The sequence below is a fragment of the Streptomyces blattellae genome, from assembly GCF_009709555.1.
Taxonomy (GTDB): Bacteria; Actinomycetota; Actinomycetes; order Streptomycetales; family Streptomycetaceae; genus Streptomyces; species Streptomyces blattellae.
The window spans coordinates 109,253-126,028 of the sequence record NZ_WJBG01000225.1; the positions used below are offsets into that span (position 1 = coordinate 109,253).

Below are 16,776 nucleotides of genomic sequence, written 5' to 3' on the forward strand. Positions count from 1 at the left end.
CCGTGTGCACGTCCGGTACGCAACGGACGCCGAACGGAGGCGCTCAGGAGCCGGCCGCTGCCCTAACCTGTGGCGGGTGAACGCACCAGGGGACATGGTCGACGGACGCTTCGAACTGCTCGGGCGGCTCGGCAGGGGGGGATGGGCACGGTATGGCGGGCCCGGGACACCGTGCTGCACCGCGAGGTCGCCCTGAAGGCCGTACGCCCGGACGCCGCGGACTCTCCCGTCATACGCGAGCGGGTCATGCGCGAGGCGCGGGCACTGGCGCGGCTCAGCAGCCCGCATGTGGTGACGGTCCATCAGATCATCGAGGCGGACCCCCACCCGTGGATCGTGATGGAGCTGGTGCCGGGCATTTCGCTCCAACAGCGGCTGGCCGAGGGGCCGTTGAGCCCGGTGGAGACGGCACGTATCGGCCGTCAGGTGCTCTCCGGACTGCGTACGGCGCACGCGGCAGGCATCCGGCACCGGGACGTCAAACCAGCGAACATCCTGCTCGGCCCCGACGGCACCGCCGTACTCACCGACTTCGGAATCGCCGCCATCCAGGGCACGACCGCGCTGACGGCCACGGGCGAATTCGTCGGCTCACCCGAGTACATCGCTCCCGAGTGCCTCCGCGGACGCGACGACGACCCGGCGTCCGACCTGTGGTCCCTGGGGGTGGTGCTGTACGTGTGCGTGGAGGGCGTGAGTCCACTGCGCCGCGCGAGCACGCTCGCCACGCTGGCCGCCGTGCTGGAGGATCCGGTGCCCCCGCCCGTGCGCTCCGGCCCGCTCGCCCCCGTGCTCCAGGCTCTCCTGGTACGCGACCCGGCGGCCCGTCCTCGCGCCGAGCAGCTGGACGCGATGCTGGCGCAGGCCGAGTCCGACGCCGCACCGCACTGGCAGCCGACGCTCACGGCCGCACCGGCGCCTAGACCCAGTCCGACTCCGCCTCTCGCGGTGACGCCCACCGTGCAGGACACCGCGCGCCCCGGTCCGGCGGGAGGCCGTCGTACGCCGGTCCTCGTCGCGGTGACCACCGTCGTGGCCGTCGGTACGGCCGTGGCCCTCACCGTCGCCCTGCTCGGCTCCGGCGACGAGAAGAACGTCGGTACGGACGGCAGCACCGGCACGAGCGAGTCCTCCACTTCGGACGTCCCCACCGCTCCCCCGAGCCCTGCTCCGACCCCTACACGGACCCCGTCCTCCGAGCCGCCCCAGCCCACGTCGCCCTCCCCAACGGCCATGAACGGCCGCTGGATCGCCCAACTCCACTCCGAACCGGTCTCCTCAGGCAGGATGGCCCGCAATCAACGCCTCGCCCAGATCCGCGCGTCAGTGCCCGAGGCCCGCTACCTCCGCAGTGACGACTACGCCTCGCTCCGCCAGGGCTACTGGGTGATCTACGCCCCGGGCCCGTTCACCGACGGCCGCGCGGCGCTGTCCTTCTGCGCCGAGCGCGGGCGTACGACAGCGAACGCCTGCATAGGCCGCTACCTGAGTACGGACCCGGCCGACATGGACTTCCTGTGCCGACCGCCGGCCGAGAGCCCCACGGGCCGCTGCACCCGTCCCACCCCCTGACCGGCGACTGGTGACCGGGCAGCGTACCGCCCCTCGCTCAGGCACACCTGTTGGCGTGCCTGATGTCGAGGACGAAGCGCTCCGGGGAGTGCAGCTCGGCGGTTTTGGTGACACCCGAGCAGGACCGAGGGTTGTACCGCTCCCCGCGCCCGACCGGTGGTCAGAGCACGGGCGTCACTGCACCGGCTGTGTGGACGTCAGCACGCCGATCTTGTCGAGGCGGTGCTCGGGGTTTCCCCTGTCGTCGCGCCAGAAGTTCCCTGCCGCGTTGTCCTCGGGTGTCATGCAGGTGGAGATGGTGATCATGGCCTGCGTGGGGCGCTCTCCGGGGTCGCCCGGCACGGCTGCCCGCTGCTCGGCGAGGGAGCGTGCGGAGCGGAAGGAGGTTTCTCGCGTGTCGGTGATCTCGTACTCGTAACGCGTGCCCGCCGATATGACGACGACCCGCTCCCCTTCGTCAAGATCCGGAAGGAGACGCAGTGGGCCGCCGGCGGAGAGACGGTGGGCCGTGACGAGGTAGTTGCCGACCCCACCGGGGCCGACACCGCCCTGCTCGCCGTACGGGCTGGCGCCGAAGCCGCGGTTCTGGATCCGGGTGCCGGGCCAGTCGTCCGTCGTGCCCTCGTACGGGACGACGCGCAGGTCCTCAAGGCCGATCGCCTCGATGGTCAGCCACGCGTCCTGACGCTGGGTGCCGGTCCTGGGGGCGGCGGGCGGGTCCGAAGGGGACGGGGACGGAGGCCGGGCCGAGTCCGTGGCGGGGGACGTCGTCTCCTTGGCCCGGGTGGGCTCGCCGGTCGTGTCCCCGCCGCCGGAGCAGCCGAGGATCACGGCGATGCCAACGCCGACCAGGAATGCGGGACGAGCTCGGGAACGGGCCATGACACCGGGGAAACGAACAGCACCGGGCAGTGGTTCCCGCCGCGCGCTCAGACCCGCAAAGTCGCCCACACCGCGTTGCCACCGGTGAGCCTGGACCGATCGACTCCCCAGCTCTCGGCCAGCTGATCCACGAGGAACAGTCCGCGGCCCCCCTCGTCGTCGGGACCGGCCACACACGGGGGCAGCGCATGGCAGGCGTGGTTGCGGTCGTGCACCTCGACCCGGAGGCACCCGTCCTCGACGAGTCCGACGCCGCACAGGAACCGTGTGCTGAGGGTGTGCCGCACGGCATTGGTCGCCAGTTCGGACAGGAGCAGGACGGCGTCCGCGCACAGCTCCCCCGGCAGCTCCCACTCGGCCAGCCGGTCGCTCATCGAGCGGCGGGCCGCTCCGACGCTGGAACGGTGCGCCGGGAGTTCGAGCCAGTGGGTCCGGTCCGGGCTGACGGCGTCTAAGGACTGGGGGGAAGAGGTCGTGTGGGGGGACACGGGTTCGCCTTCCGTGGGGGGCGGGCGCCGCGAGGAGCGGGGAAGGTGAGCGAGCGGGCTGCCCGGGAGGGGGTGTTCCGAGCGGACCGGCGTCGTGGGCGGGGCGTGTGCCGACTCTGGTGCGCGTGCCAACTCCCATGAGGGCATGGGAGATCGGTGATGAGACGACTCGCGGGTGGCGGGACGCTTCACACGAGTAACTATGCTCGCACCCTAGTTCAAGCTGCAACCGACTCCCTGATATTTTCAGCAAGCCGGTATCGGTCTGGCCGCATCATCAAGTCGCTGTCAGACTCGCACTGGTGACTGTCCCTCAGGAGGTAGGGCGTGAGCGAAGGTCGTTCGGGCGCGAGCACCGCTTCTGGTGCCCCCACCGTTCTCCGCATGATCCTCGGCCGACGGCTGCAAGAGCGCCGGCGGGAGGCGGGCGCGTCGCTGGAGGACTCGGCGAAGGCCCTGCGCGTGACACCGCTGACCATCCGCAGGCTGGAGAAGGCCGAGGTCGCGCTCAAGCCCCTCTATGTGGAGAAGCTGCTTGAGACCTACGGGGCCGACCGGCAGGAGATCGACGAGTTCGTCGCCCTCGCCGAGCGGGCCAACGAGCCCGGCTGGTGGCACGCGTACCGAGATGTGCTGCCCAACTGGTTCAGCGCCTACGTCAGTCTGGAGACCGGCGCCAAGACCCTGCGCACCTACGAGCCGCACTACGTCACGGGGCTGCTCCAGACCGACAGGTACGCGCGCGAAGTGCTGAACGGGGGTTTCCCGGGCTCCGGTGACGAGGACCTGCGGCGCAGAGTGGACCTGCGGTTACGTCGCCAGAGCCTGCTGGAGAGACCCGACGCACCCACGCTGTGGGTGGTGATGGAGGAAGCCGTACTGCACCGGGTGGTCGGCGGCCCCGAGGTCATGCGGGAGCAGATCGACCGGCTCCTGGAGGTCTCGGAACTGGAGCACGTCAGCGTCGATGTCGTGCCCTTCACCGCCGGCGCCCATGTCGGGGTGTGCGCCCCGTACACGTATTTCCGGTTCGAGGAGCCGGAACTGCCCGACATCGTCTACACGGAGATCCTGTCCGGTGCCATGTACCTGGACCAGCGCTCCGATGTCGCGGCCCATCTGGAGGCGCACAACCGCATGTCCCTGCTGACGTCCGACGCGGACAGCAGGGCGCTCCTGAACCGCATGCGCAAGGAGTATGCATGACCACCATCGACGGTCACGTCTACAACGGGATGCCGGCCTCGGACCTCGGCGAGCAGGGCTGGGAGTCTCCGTGGAGCGGCCCCAACGGCGGCCAGTGCGTGCAGACGAAGCAGCTCGCCGACGGCCGCGTGGCCCTGCGGCAGTCGACCGATCCCGCCGGCCCCGCGCTGATCTACACCCCGGCCGAGATCGCCGCGTTCGTCGCCGGAGTCAAGCGCGGCCTCGCCGACCATCTGGCCGCCGGCTGAACCCTCTCACCAGCGGGAAGGACCCGAGCCGGCCCCGGCCACGACCTGCCCGACACCCCCCACGCACCACACCGAAAGGGACAGGATGACCAACCCCCACGCCGCCCGGGACATCGACACCAGCAGGCCGCACTCTGCCCGGATGTACGACTACTACCTCGGCGGCAAGGACCACTTCGAGGTGGACAAGAAGGCGGCCGAGACCGTGGCGGCGGCCTACCCCGGCATCTTCGTCTGCGCCCGCGAGAACCGTGCCTTCATGCACCGCGCCACCCGCGTCCTCGCCCAGGAGCACGGCATCCGCCAGTGGCTGGACATCGGCACCGGCATCCCCACCGAGCCGAACCTGCACCAGGTGGCCCAGTCCGCGGTCCCCGAGGCCCGCGTCGTCTATGCCGACAACGATCCCCTCGTCCTCAAGTACGCCGAGCGCCTGATGCGCAGCACGCCCCAGGGCCGCACCACGTACATCGAGGCCGACGTCAACAGCCCGGACGGGCTGCTGGACGCGCCCGAGCTGGCCGAGGTCCTCGATCTGAGCCAGCCCGTGGCCCTGTCGCTCAACGCCCTGATGCACTTCGTCACGGACGCCCAGGACCCGTACGGCATCGTGAACCGTCTGCTGGCCGCGCTCCCCTCGGGCAGCGCGCTGGCCCTGAGCCACTGCACCCCCGACTTCGACCCGGGCACCTGGCAGAAGGTCACCGACATCTACACGAACGCCGGCACGCCGGTGCGGTTCCGCTCCCAGCAGGACGTCGCCCGCTTCTTCGACGGGCTCGACCTGCTGAAGCCCGGCATCACCGTCGGCCACCGCTGGCGCCCGGACGACCAGCCCAGCGCCTCGGACGCCGAGGTCAGCCTGTGGACCGGCGTGGGCATCAAGCCGTGACCGTCAGCCCGCGGCGGCGGATTCCGTAGCCGGCTCCGCCGCTCGGGCAGCCTTCTGGCGCCCGCGGCTCAAGGACGCCGACCTGCTCTCCTGCGTCGTCGATCCCGAGCCGTTGCGCTTCGTGGACGGGTACGCGCCGCGCGGCGACGCACCCGGTCTGGGCATCACGGTCGACGAGGCCGCCGTGCGCGCCGCCGACCGCACCGGTCACGGCTGGCGCGATCCGGTGTGGCGGCATGCCGACGGGTCGTTCGCGGAGTGGTGACGGTGCCGTCGGCGGTCGTCACCGATGCCGGTCGTCACCGATGCCGCAGGGCCACGCGGCCGTTGGCCCCCTGCGTGCCGGGCGCCGTGAGTGGCTGTGGCGCCGGGAGGGCACGGCCCCGCGAGTGCGTGTCGCCGGGTGATGCCTTCGTCGACGCGGGCGGGCTGGAGGAGTGCGTGCCGACGGTGCGTGGCGCTCCCGGTCACGGGGACGCCTGGTCACGCCCGTGGACGAGCGACGGGAAGGGCACGGAGAGCGTCGGCTGCGGGCGTTTCTCGCTGTCCCGGACCCTGCGCGCGGGAGACGTGGTCGATGACGTCCTGATCGCCGAGACCGGCTTCCGCTTCGTCTGGGCCGCCCATGCGTTGCTCGACCCTCTCCCGGCGGGCCACACTCCACCTGGCCGAGGGAGCGAGGACCCGCCCGCCCCCGGACGCGGGCCCCTGGGTGGCGGCGAACCGGCCCGTCGCCCGCGGTGTGCGCCTGGACCGGCTCGGGCCCGACGACGACACCGCGGCCGGGCTGTCGTCGACGCCTCCCGCTGCCGCGTCCACGATGACGCGGACCGTCTGACGTTCGCCCTGGAAAACCGACGGACAGCCGACGTCGATCGCCCTGTGGCGCAACCTGGGCGGGTCCCCCGCCGAACACCCCTACCGCAGCACGGGAGTCGAGCCGATGATCGGCCGCGGCTTCGACCTCGCCGAGGCGGGCCCGAAAGACGCCGCCCGCGCACCGGCCTCGGGCAAGGCGCGCTGGCGGCGCACGCTCACCCCGAACCGCATCCGCCCCTGAACCACCCCGAATTGGAGCACCTGTTCATGAACCTACGAGCAGCCCTGACCGCCCACCGCCTCATCGCCATCGTGCGCGGAGACGACCCCGAAGCCGCCCTCAGCACCGTACTGGCCCTGGCCGCGGAGGGCATCGAGCTGATCGAGGTGTCGCTCAGCGGCAAGGACGCCCTCACCGTCATCGAACGGGCCCGGCAGGCACTGGGCCCCGACCGCCCCCTCGGCGCCGGAACCGTTCTGACCGCCGATGACGCCCACGCCGCGCGGCGGGCCGGCGCGGACTTCACCGTGACGCCCGCGCTCGGTGAAGGCGTGCGCGTGGCGCGGGAGTTGGGCATGCCGGTGCTGGCAGGCGTGCTGACCCCGACCGAGATCGTGGCCGCGCGCACCTACGACGCCACCGCGCTGAAGATCTTCCCGGCCGCCGAAGCAGGCGGCCCCGCCTATCTCAAGGCCCTGCGCGGACCGTTCCCGCACGAGCTGTTCGTGCCGGTGGGAGGCGTCGACGAGGCTGCCGCCCGCGCATATCTGGCGGCCGGAGCGACCGCGGTCGGCGTCGGGTCGCCCCTGGTCGGCGACGCCGCCGACGGCGGCAGTGTGAGCGCCCTGCGCGAACGCGCCCGGAAATTCCTCGGCGCCGTACGGGACGTCACACCATGACGGAAGTCGCCGTCCTCCGCCCCGACCGCCTCGGACTCGGCGAGGCCATCCGCTGGGCCGACGGTGCCGTCATGCTCGTCGACATCCTCGCGGGCCGCCTGCTCACCGCCCCTGAAGACCCCACCGCCCCGCTCGATGAACCGGCCCGACTGCCCGTGCCCCTCGGCGCGGTGGCCCCGGTGTGCGAGTCCCCCGGCACCTGGATCGCCGCCGAGGGCACCGGGATCTGCGTCATCGCCCCCGACGGCTCGACGCGGTGGCTCGCCCGACCCGGATCAGGCGCTCCCGTGCCGATGCGCATGAACGACGCCGGCGACGGCGCCGGCTCGCTCTACCGCGTCGACCGCGACGGCACGCCGGTCCGCGTCCTCGACGGCCTCACCGTGCCGAACGGACCGGCGTTCACGGCCGACGGCACCACCATGGACCTGGCCGACAGCGCGCGGGGCATCATCCGGCGCCACCCGGTCGACCCGGTGACGGCCGGTCTCGGAGCAGCGGAGACGTTCGTCGTGCTGGACGACGGCCATCCCGACGGCGCCGGACGGGTCGCGGTGTGGGGCACCGGGCCCGTGCGCCGGTATCCGCCGGGCGGCCGCGTCGACCGTGTGCTGCGGCTGCCCGCACGACAGCCCGCCGGCGTGTGCCCGGAGTCGGACACCCTGCACATCACCACGGCCCGCGTGGGGCTCACCGCTCCCCCCGCCGAGGACGGCGCGGTGTTCACCGCCGGGGTCGACGTGCCGGGCACGTCGACCCCGGCGGCCTCCTGCCGCCGAGGGGAGATCAGCGAATGACGAGCACCTGGCGCCCCGGCGGGGGACCCGTCGTCTGTATCGGGGAGACCATGGCGGCCCTGGCTCCCGCCGTACCGGAGCCGCTGGAGACCGTAGAGGACCTGCGGGTGTCCGTGGCCGGTGCGGAGTCGAACGTGGCGATGTACCTCGCCGATCTGGGCGTTCCGGTCGCCTGGCTCTCGGCTCTCGGCGACGACGCCTTCGGCCTGCGGGTGCGCGCCGCCGTCGGCGCGGCGGGCGTCGACGTCAGCGGCGTACGCCACGACCCGCAGCGGCCGACCGGCCTGCTGGTCAAGGAGACCGGCCGCACCGGCACCCGCGTCCGCTACTACCGCGGCGGCTCGGCCGCGTCCGCCCTGGGCCCCGAGGTGCTGGACGACGTCCGGCTGAAGTCGGCGTCCGTCGTGCATCTCACCGGCGTGACCCCGGCACTGTCCCCGTCCTGCCGCGGCCTGGTGGAACGGGCGCTCGCCACCCCGCCGGGCGAACGTCCCCACGCCCTCAGCTTCGATGTCAACCACCGGCCCGTCCTCTGGCCGGACGGCACCGCCGCCGCCGTCCTGCGCGATCTGGCCGATCGCGCCGACATCGCCTTCGTCGGACTCGACGAGGCACAGGGGCTCTGGGGTGCGGATCTGGAGCCTGCCGAGGTACGCCGGCTGGTGCCACGTCCGCGTCTTCTCGTGGTCAAGGACGGCGGACTTGCGGCCACCGCGTTCGGCGAGGGGAACAGCTGGACCGTGCCCGCGCTGCGCACGGACGTGGTGGAGTCCGTCGGAGCGGGCGACGCCTTCGCCGCCGGATTCCTGGCCGGGCTGCTGCGCGACGGCGACGTACCGCGCGCCCTGCGGCTCGGGCACATCACCGCCGCGTCCGCGCTCCGGGTGATCAGCGACCATGGCCCGCTGCCGGACAGCGCCCGCATCGAACGGCTCCTCGACCTGCCCACGCGGGAGTGGGCGCGGCAGGACACGGACCCCTGGACTCACCGTGGTCGCTGAGCCCGCTTCCGCGGCACGGCGGCTTTGAGGAGGCGGCGGAAGGTGGGGCACTCCATGTGGCTCGGGGCGGGACAGGCGGCGGCGTGCCGCAGGGAGTCACGCAGGACGGCCAGTTCACGGATCCTCCGGTCCAGCTCGTCCGCCTTGGCCGTGAGCATCTCGCGGTCGAGGCGGGGCCGCCCGTCCGGGCCGAACATGTCCGCGATCTCGTCGAGTGAGAACCCCGCGGTGCGCCCCATCGCGATCAGGGACAGGCGCTCCAGTACGCCGGGGTCGTACTGACGGCGCAGGCCCCGCCTGCCGGCCGAGGCGATCAGCCCTCGTAGAAGCGCAGCGTCGAGGCGGGCACCCCGGCGCGCTGCGCCACCTCGGCGATGTCCAGGTCTGTCACCCCTTGACTTCAAGTCGACTTGAAGTAGAACGCTGTCATCCCGGCCGGACGAAGGCAAGCAGAGGAAAGGCAAGCAGAGGAGACGATCATGGGCGACGCACGCAGGACCGACGACGAACAGGCGGCCCGCTGGAACGGGGCCTCCGGCCGTGCCTGGGTCGAGGCGCAGGCGGTGATGGACGAGGTGCTCCGGCCCTATGAGGATCTGCTCCTCGAAGCGGTGTCCGTCGAGCACGCACGCCGCGTGCTCGACGTCGGCTGCGGCACCGGCAGCACCACGCTGGCCGTCGCCCGACGGCTCGGGCCGGCGGGCCGCTGTGTCGGCATCGACATCTCGGAAGCGATGATCACAGCCGCCCGGGCACGTGTCGGGCGTGCGGGCGCACCGGCCGACTTCATCCGCGCCGACGCGCAGGAGCACCCGTTCGAACCGGCCGCCTTCGACACCGTCATCTCGCGCTTCGGCGTCATGTTCTTCAGCGACTCCGTCCGCGCCTTCGCGAATCTCCGGCGTGCCGTCCGGGACGGAGGCGAGCTGCGGTTCATCGCCTGGCGCGACGCCGCGGAGAATCCGTTCATGACCACCGCCGAACGCGCCGCGGCACCGCTCCTGCCGGACCTCCCCGCCCGCCGGCCCGACCAGCCGGGCCAGTTCGCCTTCGCGGACCAGGACAGGGTCCACGGCATCCTGGCGGAGAGCGGGTGGGCCGGGATCGGGATCCGGCCGGTCGACGTGGACTGCTCCCTGCCCGAGAGCGAGCTGGTTCCCTACTTCACGCGCTTCGGGCCGGTCGGCCAGATGCTGCCCGAGGTGGACGAGAACACCCGCGCGCAGGTCGTCGAGACGGTCCGCGCCGCCTTCGATCCCTTCGTGCAGGGCGCGGAGGTCCGCTTCACCGGGGCCTGCTGGCTGGTCGGCGCCCGAGCCTGATGCCGGGCCTTGTCACCCGCGAAAACTTTCGTGTACACGCCAACCCTGTTCGAAACACGGGCGGTTGACGCATAGTGATGGCGCTGTTCTACGGGCCCGACGAAGGAACGAGATGACGCGGAAGAACGCCCTGATCGTCCGAGGCGGATGGGAGGGGCACCAGCCGGTCAAGGCCACCGAGCTGTTCCTGCCCTTCCTGGAAAGCAGTGGATACGACGTCCGGATCGAGGAGTCGACCGACGTGTACGCCGACAGCACCGCGATGGCCGGCACCGATCTCGTCGTGCAGTGCGTCTCGATGTCGGAGATCACCGCCGAGCAGCTGTCGGGACTGCGCGCGGCGGTCGAGGCCGGCACCGGCTTCACCGGGTGGCACGGCGGCATCGCCGACTCGTTCCGCGCCTCCTCCGACTATCTCCACCTGGTGGGAGGGCAGTTCGCCACCCACCCCGGCAAAGAGCCCTGCGAACGCCGGGGAGGCCAGGAGGACAACTACCTTCCCTACACCGTCACCATCACGGAACTCGGCCGCGAGCACCCCGTCACGGCCGGCATCGAGGACTTCGGTCTCTGCACCGAGCAGTACTGGGTGCTCCACGACGACCTCATCGACGTACTGGCCACCACCACCCATCCCGTGCGGCAGTGGCAGCCCTGGGACCGCCCGGTCACCTCGCCCGCGGTCTGGACCCGCCGCTGGGGCGCCGGGCGGATCGTGGTGACGACACCGGGGCACAGCCTCGACGTGCTGGAGAACCCGAACGTCCGCACCGTCATCGAGAGGGGCATGCTGTGGGCGACGCGCACCGCATAGGCGTCGTGGGGCTCGGCGTCATCTCCCGCGCGTACCTGGACACGCTCTTCGGCCATCCCGCGGTCCGCGTCACCGCGGTCGCCGACCTCGACGCCTCCCGGTCGGCCGCGGTCGCCGCCGAGCGGCCGGGCGTCGAGGCGCTGACCGTCGAGGAGTTGCTGAGCAGCCCGGACGTGGACACGGTGCTCAACCTCACCGTTCCCGCCGCGCACGCCGGGATCGCCCTCGGCGCGATCGGCCACGGCAAGCACGTCTACGGCGAGAAGCCGCTGGCCGCGACGCTCGTCGACGCCCGGGCCGTGATGGCGGCCGCCGATCGGGCGGCGGTCCGTGTGGGGTGCGCGCCGGACACCGTCCTGGGCTCCGGCATCCAGACGGCGCGAGCCGCGGTGGAGGCGGGAAGCATCGGACGGCCCCTGTCCGCCTCGGCGGTCATGGTCACCCCGGGACACGAACGCTGGCATCCGCACCCCGACTTCTACTACACCGCCGGCGGCGGCCCGCTGCTGGACATGGGGCCGTACTACCTGGCGTCCCTGGTCCATCTGCTGGGTCCGGTGCGTGCCGTGATCGGGGCGGCCGGCCGGCTGCGTGCCGAGCGTGTCATCGGGTCCGGACCGCGCGCGGGCGAGCGGATACCGGTCGAGGTGGACACCCATGTCTCCGGTGTCCTGGAGCACTCGGGCGGCGCCCTGACGACGCTCACGACGAGCTTCGACGGCGTGGCCACCACAGCCGCGCCGATCGAGGTCCACGGCGAGACGGGGACCCTCGCGGTCCCTGATCCGAACCACTTCGACGGCGAGGTGCGGCTCCACGCACTCGGCGGCACGCGGTGGCGCCCGCTCCCGCCGTCCGCGGGCTACGTCGCCGGCGCACGCGGCGTCGGTCTGCTCGACTTCGTCGCCGCCGACGGCCGGCGGGCGCCCCGCGCGAGCGGCGGTCTCGCCCTGCACGTGCTGGAGACGATGAGTGCCCTGCTCCGCTCCTGCGCCGAGGGGCGGCGCATCGAGCTGACGACGTCGGCCGAGCCGCCCGTCCCCGTTCCGCTGACGGCCGCCGAGGAGTGGCGGGGAACCTGGGAAGGACTCGCCGCCGGGTGAAGCCGTCGGGCGTCAGTCCACGGGCCACCGTCAGTCCACGGGCCACGTGTGTACGGGCGCGTTGAGGTGCATGTAGTCGATGTACGTCGCCGTCATCTGCCGTAGCGCCTCCCGCCGGTCCGGGGCGGCGCCCTTCTGCAGGCGGTGGACCGTCTCCGCCTGCCACAGGGCGCCGTTTCGGGCGGTGACGCAGCGCTGCTCGATGACGCCCAGCATGGGCTCACGCCATGTCGCGTCCAGGCCGGCCAGCTCCAGGCCGCGATGAGCCAGGGGGAGCAGGCGCCGCAACACCAGTTCCGTGACCGGCACTTCGCCCATGCCGGGCCAGTACAGGCGGGCGTCGATGCCGTCGCGGGCCGCGGTGTGGAGGTTCTCCTCGGCGACCGCGAAGGACATCCGCGTCCACACCGGCCGGTCCTCGTCGACCAGGGCACGCGTCATGCCGTAGTAGAAGGCGCCATTGGCGATGATGTCGGCGACGGTAGGACCGGCCGGCAGGACGCGGTTCTCGATGCGCAGGTGCGGCCCGCTGCCGGTGACCGCGTAGACGGGCCGGTTCCAGCGGTAGATCGTGCCGTTGTGCAGGGTCAGTTCGCCCAGTTGCGGCACGCCGCCCGCGTCGAGCGCCGCCTGCGGGTCCTCGTCGTCGCACAGCGGCAGCAGCGCCGGGTAGTAGCGCACGTTCTCCTCGAAGAGGTCGAAGACGCTGGTGATCCACCGTTCTCCGAACCACACCCGCGGCCGTACTCCCTGGGCCTTGATCTCCTGCGGGCGGGTGTCGGTGGCCTGCTCGAACAGGGGGATACGGGACTCGCGCCACAGCTCCCTGCCGAAGAGGAAGGGCGAGTTCGCCGCGAGGGCGATCTGCACGCCCGCGATGGCCTGGGCCGCGTTCCAGTAGCCGGCGAATTCCTTCGGGTCGACCTGGAGGTGGAACTGGATGCTGGTGCAGGCCGCCTCGGGGGTGATGACGTCGGCGTACATCGACAGGCTCTCCACACCGTCCACGCTGATCCGCAGATCCTCGCCCCGCGCCGCGAAGATCTGCTCGTTGAGCAGCCGGTACCGGGGGTCTCCGGAGAGGGCGGCCTCGCCCACGTCCGCCTCCCCCAGCGTCGGCAGAATGCCGATCATGATCAGGTGCGCGCCCACGGCCGAGGCGCGTTCCTCGGCGTGGTTGAGCGCGTCGCGGATCTCCTGTTCCCAGGCGCCGGGGCCGCCTGCCGTCAGCTGCCGGGGCGGGATGTTGATCTCCAGGTTGAAGCGGCCCAGCTCGGTCGACCAGGCGGGGTCGGCGATCGCCTGGAGGACCTCCGTGTTGCGCATGGCCGGCCGCCCGTCACCGTCCACCAGGTTGAGTTCGATCTCCAGCCCGACCTGGGGGCGCTCGCTCTCGAAGGCCGACTCGCGCAGCATCTGCGCCAGCACGTCGAGACAGGTGTGCATCTTCTCCCGGTACCGACGCCGGTCCTCCCGTGTGAACACAAGGGCCGGCACATCACGTCCCATCGTGTCCTCCCGAGTTCCCTCGGCGGAGCCCTCTCGTCCCAGCGTCGCACCTCCGGCGCGGCCCGGACAGTCAGCGCACAACCGCGGTCACAGAACGCCCACCCTCGTGCAGCACACGGTGAGCGGCCTGTTCCCCACCCGGTCCTGAACCCGGTCCTGAACCCGTGCCGGAACCCGGCGCCGGCGTACGGCGCCGGGGTTCCTTCTCCGCACGGGCAGGAGCCCCGGGTCAGGAGTGGGTGACCTTGATGTCGGAGATGCGGACCTCGCCGTAGTTGTCGTCGCTGCACGGGTCGGAGTTGCCGCAGTTGGCCTGCGTGTAGGCCCCGGCCTTGAAGTAGTTGGTGTCGCCCTCGTGCGAGATCGTGGTCTCCAGCCGCCCGTTGTAGTACACGTCGATCTCCCCGTCCTCCGCCACGAACTTGGCCTCGAACCTCGTGCCCAGTTCGTAGTCGTCGGTGACGAGGTGATGGTGGCGGTCGTCACCGTTGGTGACATAGAGGCTGCTGCCTTCGAGACGGAAGACCGTGACGTCGTCGTCCCCGCCGTGGACCTGCGCGCCGACCAGGTACGGCCGCTCCTCGGGCAGTGCCGTGAACGCCTCGTCGACCACGAGCGTGTGGGTGCCCTCCGTCGTGGACCATTCGGCCTCGTCCTCGCCGCCTTCGGTCATCTCCCGCAGTTCGGCGCGCGGATAGCTGGAGCCCCCGGTCGTCACGCCGTTGACGGCGGCCCGGAACCGGACAGCGTCGCAGTTGCCGCTGACCCGGAACCACGGGGACGCGGAGAAGCCGGTCAGCTCGGGCTGCGTGATCTCGGTGGGGTCCTCGTCCTCGCCGGTGGGCAGGGTCAGCTTCCAGTCGCTCAGGTCGAGGACGTCGGACGGGGCTGCGCACCGTGCGGCCGGCCGCTCCTGCGCGGCCGCCGTGGCGGCGGGCTGGGCGGACAGCGTCAGCGCGGCGGTCGACACGGCCGTGATGACGCCCGCCAGCACGCTGGTCGGAGTGCTTGGCATGGAGGGTTTCCTCCCTCTCTCGGATACTCGGTTCTGGCCGTCCCGAACCGTATGCGCCGCCGACGGGACGGGTCCCGAAGTACCTCCCTGCACTTGTTGACCATGGCCGAAAGCCCCAGCCACCCCACCGCCCTCCCCCTCCCTCGCGTCTACGCTTGCGTGCGACTGATGGAGGGTCTGGGTAGACACCGCGTACGGCCCCTCCGGCGCAGTAAGTTCGATGTGCGCGCACGGTCACGGTCGTACGCGTTCTGGACTCGAACGAGGGGGAAATTTCCGTGCGTTCCGGGGACGAGTTTGCCGGTCGCTATGTGCTGAGGGAGGTCATCGGCGCGGGGCGGAGCGGGGACGTGTGGCTGGCCCACGACTCGATGGTGGGCCAGGATGTCGCGCTGAAACCGGAGCGGGTCGACGAGAACCGCGAGACGGCGGTGCGACGACTGCTGGGCGAGCCGCGCGCCATGGCCAAGTTCCGCGACCATCCGCACGTCGTGACCCTGTTCGATGTCGTGACCGTGCCGGCGGACGGCGAGGGGGCGGACACCTACTGGTTCGTCATGGAGTACGTTCCCGGCGGCGGCCTGGACCGACTGCCCCCGGTCTCTCCGCTGCGTGCGGCCCGCATGGGTGCCCAGCTCGCCGACGCGCTCGCCGCGCTCCATGACGCCGGCGTCGTCCACTGCGACGTCAAGCCCGCCAACATCGGCCTCAGCCGACGCGGTACGGCGAAGCTGCTGGACTTCGGCGCCGCGTACCGGGTCGGCGGCACCGACACCATCACGGCCAATGGGCCCTTCAGCTTCACTCCCGACTACGCCGCCCCCGAACTGGCGCGGGGCAATGTGCCTCGCCCGGCCTCGGATGTGTTCTGCCTGGGCACCACCCTCTACGCGCTGATCACCGGTTCGCCGCCGCGCGGTGTCGAGACCGAGCGGGACGACGGTGGCCGCAGGGAGCCCGGGGACTCCCAGGACTCCGACCGCCTGAGGTACTGGAAGGCCGAGCAGGGCGTCGTCGAGATGGACGCCGACGCCGTGGGACCGCTGTATCCCGTGCTCACCGCCATGCTGCAGCGCGACCCGCGGCAGCGCCCCGACGCCGTCGAGGTCAAGCGGCTCCTGGAGGCCGTCGCCGGACCGGATGCGGACACCACGCAGGACACCTTGCAGGACACGGCCCGGCGCTCCCAGCGGCGCCGCCGGCTGCTCGCAGCGGCCGTCGGCCTGAGTGCCGTGCTGGCCCTGGGGCTCGTCGCCCTCCCCGGCGACGGGGACGGCGGGACCGGCTCCGACGGGGCCGCCCCGAGTCAGATGGCGGGAGACGCCTCGAACTCCAAGACATCGGCCCTGATCGGCGATCCGCAAACCGCCGACGTGTGCGCTCTGGCCGACCGCGAGGCTTTCGACCAGTTCGGCACCGCCAAAGTCGACGTGGACTACGGCAACTTCGACCGCTGCGACACCCTCGTGAGCGTCGATTCCGACACCCGGATCGATGTGTCGATCCAGCTGCTCCCGGGCTCGCCGCCCGAGTCGTCGAAGCCCTCCAGCACCGTCGGGAGGATCGACATCCGGGAGGAGGAGGCCGAGAGCGACGAATGCAATCTGCTCCTGACGTCCGACGGCAATACCGAGAACACCATGGTCGGGGTCCGCGTCAACATGGGCCAGGGGTCCGTGACCGGCGGCAACGCGACACTGTGCACGGTCGCCAACGAGGCGGCGACGAGCGCGGCGAACGTCCTCAACAACGGCCCTTTACCCCGTCGGGACCCCCGCTACAGGCCCGAGTCGCTGGCCTGGAAGAACGCCTGCGAACTGCTCGACTCCAAGGCGCTGTCCGTCGTTCCCGGCCTCCAGGGCGAGGTACCGGACGCCGGTGTCGCGGACTGGAGCTGCGAGTGGACGAGCGATGTCGACAACCTGGACACGGAGATCGCCTTCTTCCGTGACCAGCCCAAGTCCGCGGAGGACGGCGGCGAGGAGATCACGCTCAGCGGCTACCGCACCGTCATCGAGCCGGACGACGACGGCGACAGCTGTTCGGCCTTCGTCGAGTACCGCCAGTACAGCGGCATGGGCGCCGAGATGTTCGCCGAGATGGTGCGCCTGGACGTCGGCGGCGAGCGGTCCATGGACGAACTCTGCGGGATGGCCACCGACCTGGCCCGCTCCGCGGCCGCCGAACTCCCCCCGCGATGACACGGGG

Annotated in this window: 17 protein-coding genes and 2 pseudogenes; 13 read left to right on the forward strand and 6 right to left on the reverse strand. The window is 71.7% G+C overall.

What is annotated here, in order from left to right; genetic code table 11:
• Positions 1 to 94: 94 nt before the first annotated feature.
• Positions 95 to 1,572: pseudogene (locus GFH49_RS32675) on the forward strand (serine/threonine-protein kinase).
• A gap of 174 nt (positions 1,573 to 1,746) precedes the next feature.
• Here the strand turns inward: GFH49_RS32675 and GFH49_RS32680 are convergent.
• Positions 1,747 to 2,454 carry a sortase domain-containing protein gene (locus tag GFH49_RS32680; RefSeq protein ID WP_155059662.1) on the reverse strand — a complete coding sequence of 236 codons (708 nt, stop codon included), beginning with the start codon at positions 2,452 to 2,454 and terminating at the stop codon, positions 1,747 to 1,749.
• Between the two features lie 47 nt (positions 2,455 to 2,501).
• Positions 2,502 to 2,942, reverse strand: a complete 441-nt coding sequence (locus GFH49_RS32685; RefSeq protein ID WP_230396629.1) for an ATP-binding protein — start codon at positions 2,940 to 2,942, stop codon at positions 2,502 to 2,504.
• A gap of 327 nt (positions 2,943 to 3,269) precedes the next feature.
• Between GFH49_RS32685 and GFH49_RS32690 the strand changes: the two genes are divergently transcribed.
• From GFH49_RS32690 to GFH49_RS32725, 8 genes and pseudogenes are all read left to right on the forward strand, one after another.
• Positions 3,270 to 4,148, forward strand: coding sequence for a Sco1979 family transcriptional regulator (locus GFH49_RS32690; RefSeq protein ID WP_155059664.1), 879 nt, complete (start codon positions 3,270 to 3,272; stop codon positions 4,146 to 4,148).
• On the forward strand, positions 4,145 to 4,396 hold the full coding sequence (locus tag GFH49_RS32695; protein ID WP_155059665.1) for a DUF397 domain-containing protein: 252 nt from the start codon (positions 4,145 to 4,147) through the stop codon (positions 4,394 to 4,396). The genes GFH49_RS32690 and GFH49_RS32695 overlap by 4 nt, the downstream gene beginning before the upstream one ends.
• 85 nt (positions 4,397 to 4,481) lie before the next feature.
• On the forward strand, positions 4,482 to 5,288 hold the full coding sequence (locus tag GFH49_RS32700) for an SAM-dependent methyltransferase (RefSeq protein ID WP_155059666.1): 807 nt from the start codon (positions 4,482 to 4,484) through the stop codon (positions 5,286 to 5,288).
• A 70-nt stretch (positions 5,289 to 5,358) separates the two neighbouring features.
• Positions 5,359 to 5,553 (forward strand): annotated as a pseudogene (locus GFH49_RS32705) (galactonate dehydratase); the annotation flags it as partial.
• Positions 5,554 to 5,913: 360 nt separating this feature from the next.
• A complete protein-coding gene (locus GFH49_RS40705) occupies positions 5,914 to 6,126 on the forward strand; it encodes a hypothetical protein (RefSeq protein ID WP_230396630.1) in 213 nt (70 codons plus the stop codon).
• Positions 6,127 to 6,374: 248 nt separating this feature from the next.
• Positions 6,375 to 7,007, forward strand: a complete 633-nt coding sequence (locus GFH49_RS32715; RefSeq protein WP_155059667.1) for a bifunctional 4-hydroxy-2-oxoglutarate aldolase/2-dehydro-3-deoxy-phosphogluconate aldolase — start codon at positions 6,375 to 6,377, stop codon at positions 7,005 to 7,007.
• Positions 7,004 to 7,804 carry an SMP-30/gluconolactonase/LRE family protein gene (locus GFH49_RS32720; RefSeq protein ID WP_155059668.1) on the forward strand — a complete coding sequence of 267 codons (801 nt, stop codon included), beginning with the start codon at positions 7,004 to 7,006 and terminating at the stop codon, positions 7,802 to 7,804. Before GFH49_RS32715 ends, GFH49_RS32720 begins: the two co-directional genes overlap by 4 nt.
• Positions 7,801 to 8,805 (forward strand): sugar kinase, encoded by a 1,005-nt coding sequence (locus GFH49_RS32725; RefSeq protein WP_155059669.1) that lies wholly within the window; start codon positions 7,801 to 7,803, stop codon positions 8,803 to 8,805. Before GFH49_RS32720 ends, GFH49_RS32725 begins: the two co-directional genes overlap by 4 nt.
• Here GFH49_RS32725 and GFH49_RS40710 read toward each other — a convergent pair.
• On the reverse strand, positions 8,790 to 9,044 hold the full coding sequence (locus tag GFH49_RS40710) for a MerR family DNA-binding protein (protein ID WP_230396631.1): 255 nt from the start codon (positions 9,042 to 9,044) through the stop codon (positions 8,790 to 8,792). The genes GFH49_RS32725 and GFH49_RS40710 overlap by 16 nt on opposite strands.
• A 74-nt stretch (positions 9,045 to 9,118) precedes the next feature.
• Positions 9,119 to 9,196, reverse strand: a complete 78-nt coding sequence (locus GFH49_RS41670; RefSeq protein ID WP_408055978.1) for a MerR family DNA-binding transcriptional regulator — start codon at positions 9,194 to 9,196, stop codon at positions 9,119 to 9,121.
• An 88-nt stretch (positions 9,197 to 9,284) separates the two neighbouring features.
• Between GFH49_RS41670 and GFH49_RS32735 the strand changes: the two genes are divergently transcribed.
• The 3 genes from GFH49_RS32735 to GFH49_RS32745 all read left to right on the forward strand — a co-directional run bounded on the left by GFH49_RS32735 (position 9,285) and on the right by GFH49_RS32745 (position 12,044).
• A complete protein-coding gene (locus GFH49_RS32735) occupies positions 9,285 to 10,127 on the forward strand; it encodes a class I SAM-dependent methyltransferase (protein ID WP_155059670.1) in 843 nt (280 codons plus the stop codon).
• 112 nt (positions 10,128 to 10,239) lie between these two features.
• On the forward strand, positions 10,240 to 10,941 hold the full coding sequence (locus GFH49_RS32740; RefSeq protein WP_155059671.1) for a ThuA domain-containing protein: 702 nt from the start codon (positions 10,240 to 10,242) through the stop codon (positions 10,939 to 10,941).
• On the forward strand, positions 10,920 to 12,044 hold the full coding sequence (locus GFH49_RS32745) for a Gfo/Idh/MocA family protein (protein WP_155059672.1): 1,125 nt from the start codon (positions 10,920 to 10,922) through the stop codon (positions 12,042 to 12,044). The genes GFH49_RS32740 and GFH49_RS32745 overlap by 22 nt, the downstream gene beginning before the upstream one ends.
• 30 nt (positions 12,045 to 12,074) lie before the next feature.
• Here the strand turns inward: GFH49_RS32745 and GFH49_RS32750 are convergent, their stop codons facing one another.
• Entirely contained in the window at positions 12,075 to 13,553 is a 1,479-nt protein-coding gene (locus GFH49_RS32750) for a glutamate-cysteine ligase family protein (protein ID WP_155059673.1), read from the reverse strand.
• A gap of 229 nt (positions 13,554 to 13,782) precedes the next feature.
• Complete coding sequence (locus GFH49_RS32755; RefSeq protein ID WP_155059674.1) at positions 13,783 to 14,568, reverse strand: polysaccharide lyase family 7 protein; 786 nt, start codon at positions 14,566 to 14,568, stop codon at positions 13,783 to 13,785.
• Between the two features lie 278 nt (positions 14,569 to 14,846).
• Here GFH49_RS32755 and GFH49_RS32760 point away from each other — a divergent pair, with 278 nt between their 5' ends.
• Positions 14,847 to 16,769: a serine/threonine-protein kinase gene (locus GFH49_RS32760; protein ID WP_155059675.1), complete on the forward strand. Its 1,923-nt coding sequence runs from the start codon at positions 14,847 to 14,849 to the stop codon at positions 16,767 to 16,769.
• Positions 16,770 to 16,776: the final 7 nt, after the last annotated feature.